The organism is Micromonospora sp. DT46 (genome assembly GCF_049841735.1).
GTDB classification, from domain to species: Bacteria; Actinomycetota; Actinomycetes; order Mycobacteriales; family Micromonosporaceae; genus Micromonospora; species Micromonospora reichwaldensis.
In genome coordinates, this window is record NZ_JBNCKW010000008.1 from 28819 (window position 1) to 44660 (window position 15842).

Here is a 15842-nt window from a genome sequence, read left to right on the forward strand (position 1 = left end):
ACTCGGGTGGGAGCAGGCGCTCCTCTTTCAAGGCTGCACGCACGGGCGCGATGCGCACACACGAAGACAGCCTGGTCGACTTGGTAACACTACACCCTCGCCCGGACACCCTCCCAACCGGGCGCCCGGGTCAGCGGCCGGCGGCGCCCTCGGTGAGCCGGGCCTGGTGCGCCTGGTGCAGCCGGCGCAGGGCGCGGACCCCCTCGACGGCCCGCTCCTTGTCGGCGGCCTGGAGGGCGACCATCGGCAGCAGGTCGTCGTCGTGCAGCTCCAGGCTGGCCCAGGGCGCGCCCCGGTCGAAGCGGACCCCCCGGACGACCTCCCACGGCAGCTCGTACGAGCCGACGAGGTTGCGCACGCGCACCCCCGACGCGTTCGCGTCGACCCGGGGACGGGTGAAGATCAGGACGGCGAGCGCACCGAGGACGCCGAGCCCGACCATCGCGATCTGGTCGCCCCGCTGGAAGCTCCCGTAGCCGTTGCCCGTCGCGCCGCTCAACGAGGTGGCCAGCAGGCTGAACACCACGAACAGCACAGCCGCGCAGGCCCAGCAGACCACTCGGATGCGGCGCGGGCGCAGGTGGACGGACTCGATTTCGCTCACCCCACCAGTCTGCCACCCGGTCCCGGCCGTTCCCGCGCCGCCACACGTTCCGCCCCCGCCCGGGCGCTTTCCCCGGGACCCGGACCCCGCCGGCCGCCCCCTCGGCCGGCGACCAGGGCGGCCGCCAGGGTGAGCAGCGCGCCGGCCAGCACCGGCAGCCGCAGGCCGGGGCCGCCCGGCAGCAGCGCGTCCAGCAGCAGGGCGCCGCCCAGCTGGCCGGCGACCAGGGCGAGCCCGGTGCGCAGCACACCGACCGCCGGGACGCCGACCAGCAGGGCCGCCACGATGACGACGCCGAGCAGGCCGCCGGTGTAGAGGTACCAGTCGTCCGGCCAGGTCGGGCCCGGCCCGGTGAGGGCGCCGGCCAGCGCCGCGACCAGCAGCACGACGGGCGTGGCCGTGGCGAAGTTGACCACCATCCCGGCGGCGGCCGAACTGGCGGCGGAGACCCGCGCGTTCAGCGCGGACTGGAGCGCGACACCGAGCCCGCCGGCCACGGCGAGCAGGACCAGGCCGAGGGCGAGGTCGCCGACGGGCTGGCCGAGCTGGGCCAGCGTCACGGCGGTCACGCCGAGCAGCGCACCGGCCACCCGGGGCGGGGTGAGCGCCAGCCGCCCCACCGGCGCCAGCCCGGCCCGGTCGACGGCCAGCCCGCCGAGGCTGCCGCCGGCGACCTGGGCGATGGTGAAGAGCGCCACCCCGAGCACCGGGACGATGTACGCGCCGGCCAGCACGATGCCCGCGCCGCCGAGCCCGCCCAGGTACGTCCACCAGGGCAATCGGGCCCGGCGCAGCGCGGCCAGGCCGGTGCGCGCCGAGGGCAGCGCCAGGACCCCGAGGCCGACCAGCAGCGCCCCGCCGAGGTTGTTGACCACCGCGCCCAAGGTCGCGTTGCCGGCCCGCTCGCCCAGCTCGGCGTTGGCCGCGCCCTGGGCCGCCGAGGCGACGCCGGCGAGGGTGACCAGGGTCAGCGCCACCCACGGCGGCAGGGCCCGCGACACCGGGGACGGCGCCGGGGCACCCGCCGCCGTGGGCGAACGGCTCACAGCCGGCAGGCGTGGATGTTGGTGACCAGGATCGCGCGGGCCCCGAGCTCGTACAGCTCGTCCATGATCCGGTGCACGTCGTCGCGGAGCACCATCGCCTGCACCGCCACCCAGCCCTCGCGGTGCAGCGGGGAGACGGTCGGCGACTCGATGCCCGGGGTCAGCGAGCTGGCCCGGTCGAGCAGGCCGGCCGGCACGTCGTAGGCGAGCATCACGTAGCGGCGGGCGACCAGCACCCCGTGCAGCCGGCGCAGCAGCTGCGCGGCCTGCGGGTGGGCCTCGACGTCGGCGCGGCGGACCAGCACCGCCGACGAGCGCAGCAGCGGCTCGCCGAAGACCACGAGGCCGGCCTGGCGCAGCGTGGTGCCGGTCTCGACCACGTCGGCGACCACGTCGGCGACGCCGAGCCGGATGGCGTTCTCCACCGCGCCGTCGAGGCGGGTCACCTCGGCCTTGACGCCCAGCTCCGCGAGGTGCCGCTCCACGAGCCCCGGGTACGCGGTGGCGATCCGGTGCCCGCCCAGCTCCCGCACGTCGTCGACGTCCTCCGGGCGGGCGGCGAAGCGGAAGGTGGCCCGGCCGAAGTCGAGATCCATGACCTCCTCGGCCGGCGCGCCGGAGTCGATCAGCAGGTCCCGGCCGGTGATCCCGACGTCGAGGTCGCCGGAGCCGACGTAGGTGGCGATGTCCTTCGGGCGCAGGTAGAAGAATTCGACGTCGTTGGGCTCGTCCCGGCAGACCAGGTCCTTCGGGTCGGTGCGCTGGCGGTAGCCCGCCTCGCGCAGCATCTGGGCGGCCTTCTCGGCCAGGGCGCCCTTGTTCGGAATGGCGACACGCAGCATGACGGAGTGCTCCTTCGATCGAAACTGATCAACGACGGGGCGCACTCACAGATGTCGGTAGACGTCCTTCAGGTCGAGTCCGCTGGCCAGCATCAGCACCTGGACCTGGTAGAGCAGCTGGGAGATCTCCTCGGCGGTGCGTTCCGGCCCCTCGTGCTCGGCGGCCATCCACGACTCGGCCGCCTCCTCGACGACCTTCTTGCCGATGAAGTGCACGCCCTTCTCGAGCGCGGCGACCGTGCCCGAGCCGGGGGTGCCCGCAGCGGCCTTGGCCTGCAGCTCGGCGAACAACTCCTCGAACGTCTTCACGCCGCGATTCTTCCAGCCGCCCCGACGGCCCCGGTGCGCCGGGTCAGGCCCCGCTCACCGACCGGGAACGCGGCACGGCGTCGGCGCGGTCCCGGTCGGTCGGGGGTCAGCCGCCGAAGCCGACCCGCTGGCCGTTGCTGGCGAGGGCGCGGATGGCCAGGGCGGCGTCGAGGGCGGCGACGGTGGCCGACCAGCCCTTGTCCTCCGCCGAGTCGGGCAGCCCGGCCCGGTCCCGGGCCTGCGCGAGGGTGTCGACGGTCAGGACGCCGTGCGCGACCGGCTTGCCCTCGTCCAGCGCCACCCGGGTCAGCCCGTCGGTGACCGAGCGGCAGACGTAGTCGAAGTGGGCGGTGGCACCGCGGACCACCACGCCGAGCGCGACCACCACGTCGCAGCGCCGCGCGAGGGCCTGGGCCACCACGGGCAGCTCGACCGAGCCGGCCACCCGGGCGGTGACCGCCCGGGCCCCGCACGCCTCGGCGGCGGCGACCGCCCGGTCGAGCATGTGGTCGGTCAGCTCGCCGTGCCAGCGCGCCGCGACCACGCCGACGGTCATCCCGGCGGCGTCCACCGCCGTCACGCCCGGTTCACCGAAACCCGCCATGCCTACGCTCCGATCTCGTCGCCGAGGACCGGGCGGCCCATCGGGGCCTCGGTCACCTCGTCCAGCTCGTCCAGCAGGTGCCCCATCCGGTCCCGCTTGGTGCGCAGGTAGCGCACGTTCTCAGGGTGCGGGCGCACCGGCAGCCCCTCGCGGCCGGTGACGGTCAGCCCGTAGCCCTCCAGCCCGGCGCGCTTGGCCGGGTTGTTGGTGAGCAGCCGCATCGAGCGCACCCCGATGTCGTAGAGGATCTGCGCGCCGGTGCCGTAGTCGCGGGCGTCGGCCGGCAGGCCCAGGTCGAGGTTGGCGTCGACCGTGTCCCGGCCCTGGTCCTGGAGCTGGTACGCCTGGAGCTTGTGCAGCAGGCCGATGCCGCGCCCCTCGTGGCCGCGTACGTAGAGCACCACGCCCCGCCCCTCCCGGGCGACCCGGTCCAGGGCGGCGTCGAGCTGCGGGCCGCAGTCGCAGCGCACCGAGCCGAACACGTCCCCGGTGAGGCACTCGGAGTGCACCCGCACCAGCACGTCGCGCCCGTCGCCGATCTCGCCCGTGACCAGGGCGACGTGCTCGGCCGAGTCGTGCTCGCTGCGGTAGCCCAGGGCCCGGAACACGCCGTGCCGGGTGGGCATCCGGGCATCGGCGACCCGCTCGACCTGCTTCTCGGTCCGCCGCCGGTACGCGACCAGGTCGGCGATGGTGACCAGCGTCAGGGAGTGCTCGGCGCAGAACTTCTCCAGGTCCGGCACCCGCATCATGGTGCCGTCGTCGTTGACCAGCTCGCAGAGCACGCCGGCGGGGCGCAGCCCGGCCAGCCGGGTCAGGTCGACCGCCGCCTCGGTGTGGCCGGGCCGGCGCAGCACGCCGCCCTCGCGGGCCCGCAGCGGCACCACGTGCCCGGGGCGGGCCAGGTCGGCCGGGCCGGTGCCGGGGTCGGCGAGCAGCCGGATCGTGTGCGCCCGGTCGGCGGCGGAGATGCCGGTGCTGACGCCCTCCCGGGCGTCCACGGTCACCGTGTAGGCGGTGCCGCGCCGGTCCTGGTTGGTGTGGTGCTGCGGCGGCAGGTCCAGCCGGTCGCACTCGCTCTCGGTCAGCGGGGCGCAGATGTAGCCGGACGTGTGGCGCACCATGAAGGCGAGCAGCTCCGGCGTCGCCAGCTCGGCGGCGAAGATCAGGTCGCCCTCGTTCTCCCGGTCGGCGTCGTCGACCACGACGACGGGCCGACCGGCGGCGATGTCCGCCACCGCCTGCTCGATGCTCGCGAAGGTGCTCATGCCGACACCCCGCTGCGCCGCGTGCCGCCCTGAGGCGCCACCGCACCACGCCTGATGGTTCGCTCGCTCATGCCACGGCCTCCGAGTAGGTCGACGGGATCGGGGCGGGCGCCGGGCGGGCGGCCCGCGAGGTGCGCCACCAGGCGACCAGGCCCCAGGCGCAGAAGGCGCCGTAGACGAGGTACATGGCGGCCGATGGGTAGAACCCGCCGCGCAGCAGCAGCGGCACGCCGACCGCGTCGACGGCGATCCAGATGAGCCAGAAGTCCACCCAGCCGCGGGCCATGCCGTAGGTGGCGAGCAGGCTGCCGGTGAGGATCCAGGCGTCCGGCAGCGGCCCCCAGGAGCCGAGTGCGGCGAGCAGCGGGTACGCCGCGGCGGTGCCGATCCCGGCCGCGAGCAGCAGGCCGAGCCGTTCCCGGCCGGTGGCCCAGCGGGGCGCCACCGCGGCACCGTCGCCGTCGCCGCCCTGGCGGCGGTTGCGCGACCAGCGCCACCAGCCGTAGACGCTGACCGAGAAGAAGAAGACCTGCCGGCCCGCCTGCCCGTAGAGGTCGTGCGCCTGCGGGGTGGCGAAGACGCCGCCCAGGAAGACGGTGAACAGCAGCGCGTTGCCGATCATGCCGACGGGCCAGGCCCAGACCAGCCGGCGCAGGCCGAACACCGCCGAGGCCAGCCCGAACCCGTTGCCGACGATCTCCCGGACCAGCACCGGCGACCCGGCGATGTCGACCTGCGCGTCGAGCAGCCACCCGAGCGGGCCCATCAGGCCGCCTCGCCCGGCGCAGCATCCGGCAGGCCGGTGACCGGCGGCCCGCCGGGCGGGCCGGCGTCCGGCAGGGCGGGACCGGCCAGCCGGGCGCCGAGCAGCCGCTCGACGTACTTGGCGAGCACGTCCACCTCGAGGTTGACCGGGTCGCCGACGCCCCGGGCGCCGAGGGTGGTCAGCTTCAGCGTGGTCGGGATCAGGCCGACCGCGAACCAGTCCGGGCCGACGTCGGCGACGGTCAGCGAGACGCCGTCGACCGTGATCGAGCCCTTCTCCACCACGTACCGGGCCAGGGCGGCGGGCAGCCGGAACCGGACCGTCTCCCACTGCGCGGCCGGCTCGCGGGCGATCACCTCGCCGACGCCGTCGACGTGCCCCTGCACGAGGTGCCCGCCGAGGCGGCTGCCCAGCGCGGCGGCCCGCTCCAGGTTGACCGGGTCGCCGGCGCGCAGCGCGCCCAGCGCGGAGCGGCGCAGCGTCTCCCCCATCACGTCCGCGGTGAACGTCCCGTCGGTGACGTCGACCACGGTCAGGCAGACGCCGTTGACCGCGATCGAGTCGCCGTGCCGGGCGTCGGAGGTGACCAGCGGGCCGCGGACCGCGACCAGCGCCGAGTCACCCGCCGTCTCGGTGATCCGGACGACCTCACCCAACTCCTCGACGATGCCGGTGAACATGTCAGCCCTCCCTCTTTCGGGGCAGCGCGGTGATCCGCAGGTCGGGTCCGACCTGCGTGACGTCGACGAACTCCAGGTCGATGGCCTCGGCGATGGTGTTCACACCCGCGTCGACCAGGGCGGTCGGGCCGGCGCCGAGCAGCCGGGGCGCGACGTAGCCGACGATCTTGTCGACCAGGCCGGCGGCCAGGAAGGCGCCGGCCAGCTTCGGGCCGCCCTCCAGCAGCACGGCGCGGATTCCCCGCCCGTGCAGCGCGGCGAGCAGCGCCGGCAGGTCGACCCGGCCGTCGGGCCCGGTGCCGACCTCCGCCGCGGTGGCGATCCACGTGCGCGCCGCGCCGTCGCGGACGCGGGCGTCGGCTGGCGTACGACCCTCGGTGTCCACCACGACCCGCAGCGGCTGCCGGATGGCCAGCGTGCCGTCGCGCAGGTTGCGGGCGGTGAGCCGGGGGTCGTCGGCGAGCACCGTGCCGACCCCGGCGAGCACCGCGTCGACGGTGCCGCGTAGTGCGTGCACGTCCATCCGGGCGGCCTCGGAGGTGATCCACATGCTGGTGCCGTCGGCCGCCGCCGACCGGCCGTCCACCGTCGCGGCGAACTTCCAGATCACGTACGGCCAGCCCCGGCGCATCGAGGTCAGCCAGGCGATGTTGCCGGCCTCGGCCTCGGCCTCGCGTACCCCCGTGTCGACCTGGATCCCGGCGGCGCGCAACGTGGCGGCGCCCCCGGTGGCGAGCGGGTTGGGGTCGGGCACGGCGATGACGACCCGGGCGACTCCGGCGCGCACCAGCGCGGTGCTGCAGGGGCCGGTGCGGCCGGTGTGGTCGCAGGGTTCCAGGGTGACCACGGCGGTGCCGCCACGGGCCCGCTCCCCCGCCTGGGCGAGCGCGACGATCTCGGCGTGCGGCCCGCCGGCGTAGGCGTGGAATCCCTCGCCGACCACCTGCCCGTCGGCGTCGAGCAGCACGCAGCCGACCACCGGGTTGGGGCTGGTCGTGCCGAGACCGCGCGCGGCGAGTTCCACCGCGCGACGCATCGCCTCGTCTACGGAGACGCCGGCCATGCCCTGCCCTCTCACTCGCCGGTCGACGCGCGGGCGGACACGGGAGGCAACGGCATGGGGCCGCGAGCGTGCGGCGGCGGAGATCCGGGTACGGCGGGGCCGCCCCGGGGGGCGCGCACGGCACGCTGAACTCAGCGGCCGGGCAGGGCCCGTCCGTCCCGCGCGCTGTCTCCCATCCGGACTGTCTGGGGGCGGGGTTTCCCGCTCCCAACCGTCGGCCCCGGATTCTCACCAGGTCCACCGGGCGGCACGAGGCCGACCGGGTCGCGGGCTTACCACGGTCACACCGTGGATCACCGCCGGTTCGGAATTACACCGAGTCCCGCCAGCGCGTGGTGGGTACACGGGAAGTGTTACACGCCGGACGGGGGGTCGTGCCACCCGGGCGTGGTACTTCACAGCAACAGCGCACGAATCAGGTAACCCCGCGCCGGCGGTCCACCGCCACGTACGAGCCGGGTTGGCTCTTGGCCACCGTCTTCATCTCCGAGGCGACCGCGATCGCCTCCAGCGGGTCGGTGAACCGCTTGCCGGAGTCGGAGAGGGACACGCCGATCGACAGGGTGACCAGGGCGGCCCGCCGGATGTTGCCCCGGCGGTCCTTCAGCTCCACGTAGCCGCGCGCGGCGTCGACCGGGTCGTAGAGCGAGTCGGCGGCCTTCTCGAAGTCAGCGGAGACCCGGGAGGTGAGCGGGCGGACCTGCTCCGGGGCGCAGACGATGACGAAGTCGTCCCCGCCGACGTGCCCCAGGAAGGCCGGCGGCAGCCCGACCGAGACCACCGCCCGGTGCAGGCTGCGGGCCAGGGCCGAGATGAAGTCGTCGCCGCGGACGAAGCCGTACCGGTCGTTGACGCTCTTGAACCGGTCGATGTCGATGTAGCCGACGGCGTAGTCGACCCCGCTGCGGACGCGGTCGGAGATCTCCCGGCGGATCCGGCTGTTGCCGGGCAGCCCGGTCAGCGGCGAGACCTCGCGGAACTCCTTGTTGCGGCGCAGCGTGGAGCTGACCCGGGCGACCAGTTCGGCGGTGTCGAAGGGCTTGACCAGGTAGTCGTCGGCACCGGCGCTGAGCCCGTGCACCTTGTCCACCGTCATGCCCTTGGCGGTCAGCATGATCACCGGCAGGGCCGAGGTCATCGGGTCGGCGCGCAGCCGCCGGGTCAGTTCCAACCCGTCGATGCGCGGCATCATCAGGTCGACCACCGCCAGGTCGGGTCGCTGGCGCTCGATCACCTCGAGCGCCTCCTGCCCGTCGCTGGCGTGGATCACCTCGAAGCCGTGCAGCCGGAGGTTGAACGCGACGAAACGCGCGATGTCCTCGTCGTCGTCGACGACGAGGATGACGTCCGGACGGTCGCCGGCCGGTTCCACGTCAGGCCCCGGGGGCGGCGTGTTCCGCGAGTGCCCGCAGCTTCCGGATGGCCTCGGCGGGGTCGTCGGCGCCGTAGACGGCGGTGCCGGCGACGAACGCGTCGGCCCCCGCCTCGGCCGCCTGGGCGATGGTGTCGGCGGCGATGCCGCCGTCGACCTCGATGCGCAGTTCGAGGTGGCCGGCGTCGACGTGCCGGCGGGCCGTACGCACCTTGTCCAGCAGCTGCGGGATGAACCGCTGCCCGCCGAAGCCGGCCTTGATGGTCATGATCAGCAGCGTGTCGAAGCTCGGCAACAGCTCCAGGTACGGCTCGATCGGGGTGTCCCGGTCGATCGCCAGCCCGGCCTTGGCCCCCGCCGAGCGCAGGTCCTTGGCCAGGGCCACCGGGTCGTCGCACGCCTCGGCGTGGAAGGTGACGTTGTACGCCCCGGCGTCGGCGTAGCCGGGCGCCCAGCGGCGCGGGTCCTCGATCATCAGGTGCACGTCGAAGGGCAGCTCGGTGGCGGCCCGCAGGCTCTGCACCACGGGCAGCCCGATGGTCAGGTTGGGCACGAAGTGGTTGTCCATGACATCCACGTGCAGCCAGTCCGCGGCGTTCTCGACGGCGCGGACCTCCTCGGCGAGGCGGGCGAAATCGGCGGCGAGGATGCTGGGCGCGACGATCGGCGGCGGTACGGTCACCGGGCCAGTGTACGAACGTGGCCGACGGCCGCCCGCAGCACGCCACCAACGGGACACCCGGTGACCCGGCGGTGACCAGTGGTGCAGAATTGGTCCTCCCGGCTCGGCGAAACCGGACGAAGGACCATCCGTGACTGGCCGGACGACGGAAACGCGGCGAGACTCCATCAGGGACGGTGACGTGAGCCGCACGCCCGCGCGGTGCCCGGCGGCGGTCGACGCGTCAGCTCCCGGAAAGGGCGGACGATGCGACGGTGGCTCGCGGCGCTGGCGCTGGCCGGCACGCTGACGGTCCTGCTGTCCGGCTGCGTACGACCGGGCGGCTCCGACGGCGACCTCACCGACGACTGGCCGGCCCTGCGGGCGCCGCAGCTGTTCGTGCCGGCCACCGACGCCTGCCTGCCCCGGATCACCGCCGTCGTGCAGGCCCGCACCTACGAGGCGGTGGACTGCTCCCGCAACCACCTGGCCGAGACCGTGCACGTGGACAGGTTCGCCGGGCCGACCGCCGACGGCGACCGACCCGAACCGGGATCCGCGACCCTGCGGCCCGCCCGCGCCGAGTGCGACCAGCGCGCCCGCGAGGTGCTCGGCGGCGACTGGCACGCCGCCCGCATCGCCCTCACCGTCGCGCTGCCCTCCGCCCCCGCGTGGCGCGCGGGCGCCCGCTGGTTCCGCTGCGACCTGAGCGAGACCGGCAGCATCGACAACACCCGGCCGGTGAACCGCACGGGCAGCCTGCGGGGGGCGATGATCGGCGACTCCCCGCTGCTGCACCGCTGCTTCGACCCCAAGCTGATCGGCGACAACCTGAACTACATGGCCCCGGTGCTGTGCACCGAGCCGCACCGCGCCGAGTTCGTCGGCGTCTACCTGGAGCGGGACATGACCTGGGCCGAGTTCGGCCGGTCCCACCAGCAGGCGCACACGCGCTGCATGGCGCTCATCGCCGCCTTCGCCGAGGTGCCCGTCAACAGCGACCTGCCGTACCGGGCGGGCTCGATCTTCTATCCCCCGTCCCAGCGGGAGTGGCAGGAGGGCGACCGGGGCGTGCGGTGTTTCCTGTGGAGCGACGACCGGAAGCTGACCCGCTCCATGCGGGGCGCCGGCCCGCAAGGGTTGCCCGCGAGCTGAGCGGGGGTGCCGTATGCTGCCGCACCGTGGCGTGTCCGGCCGCCTCCGCGCCGGCGGGACCGTCGCGCTGGCCGCCGCCGCCGGGGTGCGGCCCACGAACGGCGGGAGGTCGGGATGCGACGGTGGTGGACGGCGGCCACGGTGGGCGCGGTGGCGGCCCTGGCGCTCGCCGGTTGCGGCACCCCGGCCGGCACCGACCGTGACCTGACCGACGACTGGCCGGCGCCCGCCGCGCCGCAGGCGTTCGTGCCCGCCGCCGGGGTCTGCCACGCCGGCGTGCAGGACGTCGGCTACCTCACCGCCTACCACCCCGTCGACTGCGCCGTGTCGCACCGCACGGAGACCGTGCACGTCGGCACGCTGACCGGGGCGGGAGCCGACCGGGTCACGCCCCCGCCGGCCGGCTCGGCCGGCATGCGCGCCGCCCGCGCCGAGTGCGACGCGAAGGTCAACCGGATGGTCGGCGGCGACTGGCGCTCGGGCCGGCTCGGGCTGAGCGTGGTGCTGCCGTCGCCGCAGGCGTGGGGCGGCGGCGCCCGCTGGTTCCGCTGCGACCTGAGCGAGCAGACCAGCCTCGACGAGGCCGGCGCGAAGGCCCGCACGGGCAGCCTGAAGGGCGCGCTGACCGGCGCCGCCCCGCTCGCCCACCGCTGCTTCAACCCGAGGACGCGGGCCGACGAGGTGCGGGAGATGGTGCCGGTCGCCTGCACCAGCAAGCACCGCGCCGAGTTCGTCGGGGTGTGGCAGGCCCCCGACACCAGCTACGACGACTTCGGCCGGGACACCCGGAAGGTGCACCGGGCGTGCCGGACGCTGATCGCGAAGTACGCGAAGGTGCCGGACAACGGCGACCTGCAGTACCGGGCCGGCTCGATCTACTACCACCCGTTCGAGCGGGAGTGGCGCAACGGCAACCGCGGCGTGCAGTGCTTCCTGTGGGTCAGCGACCGCAACCTCACCCGGTCGGTGAAGGGCGCCGGCACGAAGGGCCTGCCGGTCACCTGAGCGGGGCGGTCAGCGTGGCCGACCGCCCCGACCCTGTGGTGTGTCAGCTGGCCTGGAGCGTCACGTCGTCGACGACGAAGCTGGTCTGCAACGAGGCGTCCTCCGTGCCGGTGAACTTCAGCGTCACCGTCTGGCCCGCGAACCCGGCCACGTTGAACGACCGCTGCGTGTAGCCCGCCGCCGCGTTCAGGTTCGAGTACGTCGCCAGCGTCGTCGAACCCGCCTGCACCACCAACCGGTCGTACGCGGTGCTCGTCGTCGTCTCCGCCGTGTCGACGTGCAGCCAGAACGACAGCGTGTAGCTCGCACAGCCCGCCGGGATGGTCACCGACTGCGACAGCGTCTCGGTCCGCGTCGAGCCGTAGCCCAGCAGCCACGCCTTGTACGAGCCCGTCCGCGCCGGCTGGCGGGTGTCGTTGGTGATCACGCCGGACGACGCCGTCCACGGCGACGACCCGCTCTCGAACCCGCCGTTGCCGATGAGCTGGCCGCCGGAGCACCCGCCGCTGCCGCCGACGGTCAGCGTGTAGCTGGCCGAGCGCGAGACGCCCCCGGAGCCCGCGCCGGTGACCGTGACGGTGTAGGTGCCCAGCGTCGCCGAGGCCGACGCGCTGAGGGTCAGGGTCGCGGAGCCGCCGGAGGTGACCGACGACGGGCTGAACGAGGCGGTGACGCCCGCCGGCAGGCCGGTCGCCGACAGGCCCACCGTCTGGGCCGTGCCGGCGGTGGTGGCCGTGGAGACCGTCGCCGTGGTCGACGCGCCCCGCTGCACCGAGCCCGACGTCGGGCTCACCGCGACGGAGAAGTCGTTGGTCGCCGAGCCCACGGCGAGCTGCCAGATGGCGTAGGCGATCCCGTCGGCGCTGCGGTTGAGGACCGTGGCGCTGACGTTCGAGGTGGTGTCGCAGGACCGGTGGTAGCACGGGTCGTACGCCGAGCCGGACGTGCCGCCCCACTTGGTGGCCTGCGCCGAGGTCTTCCGGGCGCTGGCGCCCGCGGCGTACCCGGAGGTCTGGATGCCGGCCTGCGCGAACGGGTAGTCGTCGGAGCGTCCCTGGCCCTCGACGTTCTCCTCGGGCTGGATGTTCAGCGAGTCCCAGTACGCCTTCAGCGGGGCGGCTGTGGCGGAGGTGATCCGGTTGATGAAGTAGCCGCCGTTGGTGGAGCCGATCATGTCGAAGTTGTAGTAGCCCTTGATGTAGCCCCGCTGGGTGGCGCTCAGCGAGCGGACGTAGAAGTCCGAGCCGTTGAGGCCCTGCTCCTCGTCGGTCCACCAGGCGAACCGGACCCGCTTGGTCATCGTCGGGTTCTGCCGGGCCAGCACCAGCGCGTTCTCCAGCAGCGCGGACGAGCCGGTGGCGTTGTCGTTGATGCCCGGGCCGGCGGAGACGCCGTCGAGGTGCGAGCCGAACATGACGACCTGGTCGGCGGGTCCGCCCGGCCACTCGGCGATCAGGTTGTTCGACCGGTACGTGCAGTCGGTGCAGACCTGCTCGGTGACCGTGTAACCGGCGGCCTGGAGCTTCGTCTTGACGTACGCGACGGAGGCCGTGTAGCCGGCGGACCCGGCCCGCCGGTTGCCGCCGTTCTGGGTGGCGATGGTCTGGAACTGCGTGAGGTGGGCCTGGACGTTGGCCACCGCGATGTCCGGCGCCGCCAGGGCCTGCGCGGCGGGCGCGAGCACGCCGGCGGACGGGGCCGCCGCCGCCGGCGCCACGGTCAGCGTCGCCACGCCGCCGGCGGCGACGGCGAGCGCGAGGCCAGCGGTCAGGATGCTTCGTTTCATGGACGCTCCTCGATAGGTGACGACATGATGCCACCTCGGAGCGCAGTTTGGGGAGACAGTGGAGGGACGGCGATCCCGGCCGCCGGCGCGCCGTGCGCACGACGGCCCCGGGCGTCGCCGGCCCGCCCCGACCGGGGCGGACCGGTTTGTCCCGTGCGCCCCGCTCAGGTGCGGCGGAGCATCGCGAGGAACATCGCGTCGGTGCCGTGCCGGTGCGGCCACAGCTGCACCGTCGGCCCGTCGCCGAGGCCGGGCATGCCCGCCGGCAGCAGCGGCCGGGCGTCGACGAAGTCGACCGGCACCCCGGAGCGGCGGGCCGCCTCGGTCACCGTCACGTGCGTCTCCACGGTGTGCGGGGAGCACGTCACGTAGGCGACCAGCCCGCCCGGCCGGACGGCGCGCAGCGCCGCGGCCAGCAGCTCACGCTGCAACCGGGTCAGCGGCGGCAGGTCCGAGGGCTGACGCCGCCAGCGCGACTCCGGGCGACGGCGCAGCGACCCCAGCCCCGTGCAGGGCGCGTCGACGAGCACCCGGTCGAAGTGCGCCTCCGGCAGCTTCGGGTCCGCGCCGACGGTGCGGCCGTCAATGTTCAGCACGCTCACGGGCAGGCCCCGGGTGGCCTGCTCGACCAGCCGGGCCCGGTGCTCCGAGACCTCGACCGCGGTCAGCCGCGCGTCCCGCTGGGCGGCGAGGGCGCCGAGCAGGCCGGACTTGCCACCCGGTCCGGCGCACAGGTCCAACCAGCGCCCGTCCGGGCCGTCGAGCGGGGCCACCGCCAGGGCGTTGGCCACCAGCTGGGAACCCTCGTCCTGCACGTGGGCGCGCCCCTGCGCGAGCGCCGGCAGGTCGCCGGGCGCCCCACCGGAGAGATAGACCGCGTATGGGGAGAAGGCCCCCGGCGCCCCGCCGGCCTCGTCGGCCAGCTCCGCCGGATCGGCCAGCCCCGGCCGGGCGCACAGGTGCACCGGCGGGCGCTCGTTGTCCTCGATGAGCAGCCGGGTGGTCTCGCCGAGGTCGCCGCCGAGCGCCTCGGCGAAGGCCCGCACGATCCACTGCGGATGGCTGTACGCCAGGGCCAGGTGCCCGATCGGGTCGCTCTCCGCCGACGGGGCCAGCTTGGCCACCCAGGCGTCGGCGTCACGGCCGGCCACCTCGCGCAGCACCGCGTTGGCGAAGCCCGTCGCGCCGACACCCACCGACTTGACCAGGTCGACGGTCGAGGAGACGGCGGCGTGCGCCGGCACCCGCGTGTGCAGGAGCTGGTACGCCCCGAGCCGCAGCGCGTCGCGCACCGGCGGGTCGATGCGCTGCACGTCCCGCCCGGCGGCGTCGCCGAGGATCGCGTCGAGGGTGCCGAGGTGGCGCAGCGTGCCGTAGGTCAGCTCGGTGGCGAAGGCGGCGTCCCGGCCGACCAGCCCCGCGTCGCGCAGGAGTGACGGGAGCACCAGGTTGGCGTACGCGTCGTCCCGGTGCACCGCCGCGACCGCCTCGTAGGCCACCTGGCGGGGCAGGTCCACCGTCGGGCGGGCCGGGGGACGCCGGCCGCCGTCGCGGCGGTCACCGCCGGCCCGGGCACCCCACTGGCCGCCCCGCGCCGGCCGCTCGCCGCGCTGGCCGCCCGGGGGACGCTGCTCGCGCCCGCCGAACCGCTCACCGCCGAACCGTTGACCCTCGGAGCGCTCACCGCCGGAGCGCTCACCGTGCCGTTCGCCGGAGAAGCGGTCGCCCGAGGGCCGTTCCGAAGTGCCCGTCACGCGACTTCCTCCCCTGCGGCGACCCGGACGCCCCGCGCCCAGTCGGTCGCCGGCATCGCCCGCTTGCCCGCCGCCCGGACCTCGCCGAGCCGCACCGGGGTGGTGGCCGTGCCGGCCAGCACCCGGGACTTCTCCACCAACAGCTCGCCCGGCTTCAACTCCGGACCGTCGGGCACCGGGGTGACCGGACCCAGCTTGACGCGCTCGCCCCGGAACGTCGTCCACGGGCCGGGCGCCGGAGTGCAGGCCCGGATCCGCCGGTCCACCGCGAAGGCGGGATCGGACCAGCGCACCCGGGCGTCCTCCACGGTCAGCTTCGGCGCCAGCGACACCCCGTCGGCGGGCTGCGGCTCGGCCCGTGCCGTGCCGTCGTCGATCGCGTCGAGGACGGCCACCAGCAGGCCGGCGCCGGAGTGGGCCAACCGCTCCAACAGGTCGCCGGACGTGTCGGCCGGACGGATCTCGTCGGTCAGCGTGCCGTAGACCGGACCGGTGTCCAGCCCCTCTTCGAGCTGGAACACGCTCGCCCCCGTCAACTCGTCGCCGTGCAGCACGGCGTGCTGCACGGGCGCGGCCCCGCGCCAGGCGGGCAGCAGCGAGAAGTGCAGGTTGATCCAGCCGTGGCGGGGGATCTCCAGGGCGGCCGGCGGCACCAGCGCGCCGTAGGCGACCACGGGGACGCAGTCGGGGGCCAGCTCGCGCAGCCGGTCCTGGAACTCCGGCTCACGCGGCCGGGCGGGGGTGAGCACCTCGATCCCGTGCTCGTCGGCCCACGCCCCGACCGGGGAGCGGGCCAGCCCGCGACCGCGTCCGGCGGGGGCGTCCGGCCGGGTGACCACGGCGACGAGCTCGTGCCGGGAGGCGGCCACGGCGGCCAGGGCGGGAACGGCGACGGCCGGCGTGCCGGCGAAGATCACGCGCACCGGC

At 74.9% G+C, this 15842-nt stretch carries 16 protein-coding genes and 1 riboswitch; of the genes, 2 read left to right on the plus strand and 14 right to left on the minus strand.

Features of this window, described 5'->3' with window-relative positions; genetic code table 11:
- Positions 1-130 precede the first annotated feature (130 nt).
- The 11 genes from ACLQ20_RS22340 to rpe form a co-directional block, all read right to left on the minus strand.
- Positions 131-604 (minus strand): PH domain-containing protein, encoded by a 474-nt coding sequence (locus ACLQ20_RS22340; RefSeq protein WP_132240188.1) that lies wholly within the window; start codon positions 602-604, stop codon positions 131-133.
- Entirely contained in the window at positions 601-1650 is a 1050-nt protein-coding gene (locus ACLQ20_RS22345) for a DMT family transporter (protein WP_425857600.1), read from the minus strand. Before ACLQ20_RS22345 ends, ACLQ20_RS22340 begins: the two co-directional genes overlap by 4 nt.
- Positions 1647-2492 carry an ATP phosphoribosyltransferase gene (gene hisG / locus ACLQ20_RS22350; protein WP_151454083.1) on the minus strand — a complete coding sequence of 282 codons (846 nt, stop codon included), beginning with the start codon at positions 2490-2492 and terminating at the stop codon, positions 1647-1649. Before hisG ends, ACLQ20_RS22345 begins: the two co-directional genes overlap by 4 nt.
- A 45-nt stretch (positions 2493-2537) precedes the next feature.
- Positions 2538-2801 carry a phosphoribosyl-ATP diphosphatase gene (locus tag ACLQ20_RS22355; protein WP_088947482.1) on the minus strand — a complete coding sequence of 88 codons (264 nt, stop codon included), beginning with the start codon at positions 2799-2801 and terminating at the stop codon, positions 2538-2540.
- A 106-nt stretch (positions 2802-2907) separates the two neighbouring features.
- Positions 2908-3405, minus strand: coding sequence for a 6,7-dimethyl-8-ribityllumazine synthase (gene ribH, locus ACLQ20_RS22360; RefSeq protein ID WP_151454084.1), 498 nt, complete (start codon positions 3403-3405; stop codon positions 2908-2910).
- Positions 3406-3407: 2 nt separating this feature from the next.
- On the minus strand, positions 3408-4673 hold the full coding sequence (locus ACLQ20_RS22365) for a bifunctional 3,4-dihydroxy-2-butanone-4-phosphate synthase/GTP cyclohydrolase II (RefSeq protein WP_151454085.1): 1266 nt from the start codon (positions 4671-4673) through the stop codon (positions 3408-3410).
- A gap of 67 nt (positions 4674-4740) precedes the next feature.
- Complete coding sequence (gene pnuC, locus ACLQ20_RS22370) at positions 4741-5439, minus strand: nicotinamide riboside transporter PnuC (RefSeq protein WP_151454086.1); 699 nt, start codon at positions 5437-5439, stop codon at positions 4741-4743.
- A complete protein-coding gene (locus ACLQ20_RS22375; protein WP_151454087.1) occupies positions 5439-6119 on the minus strand; it encodes a riboflavin synthase in 681 nt (226 codons plus the stop codon). Before ACLQ20_RS22375 ends, pnuC begins: the two co-directional genes overlap by 1 nt.
- A gap of 1 nt (position 6120) precedes the next feature.
- Complete coding sequence (gene ribD, locus ACLQ20_RS22380) at positions 6121-7182, minus strand: bifunctional diaminohydroxyphosphoribosylaminopyrimidine deaminase/5-amino-6-(5-phosphoribosylamino)uracil reductase RibD (protein ID WP_151454088.1); 1062 nt, start codon at positions 7180-7182, stop codon at positions 6121-6123.
- 160 nt (positions 7183-7342) lie between these two features.
- Positions 7343-7516, minus strand: a riboswitch (FMN riboswitch).
- 81 nt (positions 7517-7597) lie between these two features.
- Entirely contained in the window at positions 7598-8554 is a 957-nt protein-coding gene (locus tag ACLQ20_RS22385) for a GGDEF domain-containing response regulator (RefSeq protein WP_121395205.1), read from the minus strand.
- A gap of 1 nt (position 8555) precedes the next feature.
- Complete coding sequence (gene rpe / locus ACLQ20_RS22390; RefSeq protein WP_132240180.1) at positions 8556-9236, minus strand: ribulose-phosphate 3-epimerase; 681 nt, start codon at positions 9234-9236, stop codon at positions 8556-8558.
- Between the two features lie 246 nt (positions 9237-9482).
- Between rpe and ACLQ20_RS22395 the strand changes: the two genes are divergently transcribed.
- Positions 9483-10370, plus strand: coding sequence for a septum formation family protein (locus tag ACLQ20_RS22395; protein ID WP_425857602.1), 888 nt, complete (start codon positions 9483-9485; stop codon positions 10368-10370).
- A 114-nt stretch (positions 10371-10484) separates the two neighbouring features.
- Positions 10485-11375: a septum formation family protein gene (locus tag ACLQ20_RS22400; protein WP_425857603.1), complete on the plus strand. Its 891-nt coding sequence runs from the start codon at positions 10485-10487 to the stop codon at positions 11373-11375.
- A gap of 43 nt (positions 11376-11418) precedes the next feature.
- Here the strand turns inward: ACLQ20_RS22400 and ACLQ20_RS22405 are convergent, their stop codons facing one another.
- The 3 genes from ACLQ20_RS22405 to fmt all read right to left on the minus strand — a co-directional run bounded on the left by ACLQ20_RS22405 (position 11419) and on the right by fmt (position 15838).
- Positions 11419-13161: a M28 family peptidase gene (locus ACLQ20_RS22405; protein WP_425857605.1), complete on the minus strand. Its 1743-nt coding sequence runs from the start codon at positions 13159-13161 to the stop codon at positions 11419-11421.
- Positions 13162-13325: 164 nt separating this feature from the next.
- Positions 13326-14915: an RsmB/NOP family class I SAM-dependent RNA methyltransferase gene (locus ACLQ20_RS22410; protein WP_151454092.1), complete on the minus strand. Its 1590-nt coding sequence runs from the start codon at positions 14913-14915 to the stop codon at positions 13326-13328.
- Positions 14912-15838 carry a methionyl-tRNA formyltransferase gene (gene fmt / locus ACLQ20_RS22415; protein WP_151454093.1) on the minus strand — a complete coding sequence of 309 codons (927 nt, stop codon included), beginning with the start codon at positions 15836-15838 and terminating at the stop codon, positions 14912-14914. The genes ACLQ20_RS22410 and fmt overlap by 4 nt, the downstream gene beginning before the upstream one ends.
- Between the last annotated feature and the right edge of the window lie 4 nt (positions 15839-15842).

Coding starts and splice junctions, on each gene's coding strand:
- ACLQ20_RS22405 (WP_425857605.1), bottom strand. CDS start 13,161: ATGAAACGAAGCATCCTGACCGCTGGCCTCGCGCTCGCCGTCGCCGCC.
- ACLQ20_RS22400 (WP_425857603.1), top strand. CDS start 10,485: ATGCGACGGTGGTGGACGGCGGCCACGGTGGGCGCGGTGGCGGCCCTG.
- ACLQ20_RS22365 (WP_151454085.1), bottom strand. CDS start 4,673: ATGAGCACCTTCGCGAGCATCGAGCAGGCGGTGGCGGACATCGCCGCC.
- ribH (WP_151454084.1), bottom strand. CDS start 3,405: ATGGCGGGTTTCGGTGAACCGGGCGTGACGGCGGTGGACGCCGCCGGG.
- hisG (WP_151454083.1), bottom strand. CDS start 2,492: ATGCTGCGTGTCGCCATTCCGAACAAGGGCGCCCTGGCCGAGAAGGCC.
- ribD (WP_151454088.1), bottom strand. CDS start 7,182: ATGGCCGGCGTCTCCGTAGACGAGGCGATGCGTCGCGCGGTGGAACTC.
- ACLQ20_RS22395 (WP_425857602.1), top strand. CDS start 9,483: ATGCGACGGTGGCTCGCGGCGCTGGCGCTGGCCGGCACGCTGACGGTC.
- pnuC (WP_151454086.1), bottom strand. CDS start 5,439: ATGGGCCCGCTCGGGTGGCTGCTCGACGCGCAGGTCGACATCGCCGGG.
- ACLQ20_RS22375 (WP_151454087.1), bottom strand. CDS start 6,119: ATGTTCACCGGCATCGTCGAGGAGTTGGGTGAGGTCGTCCGGATCACC.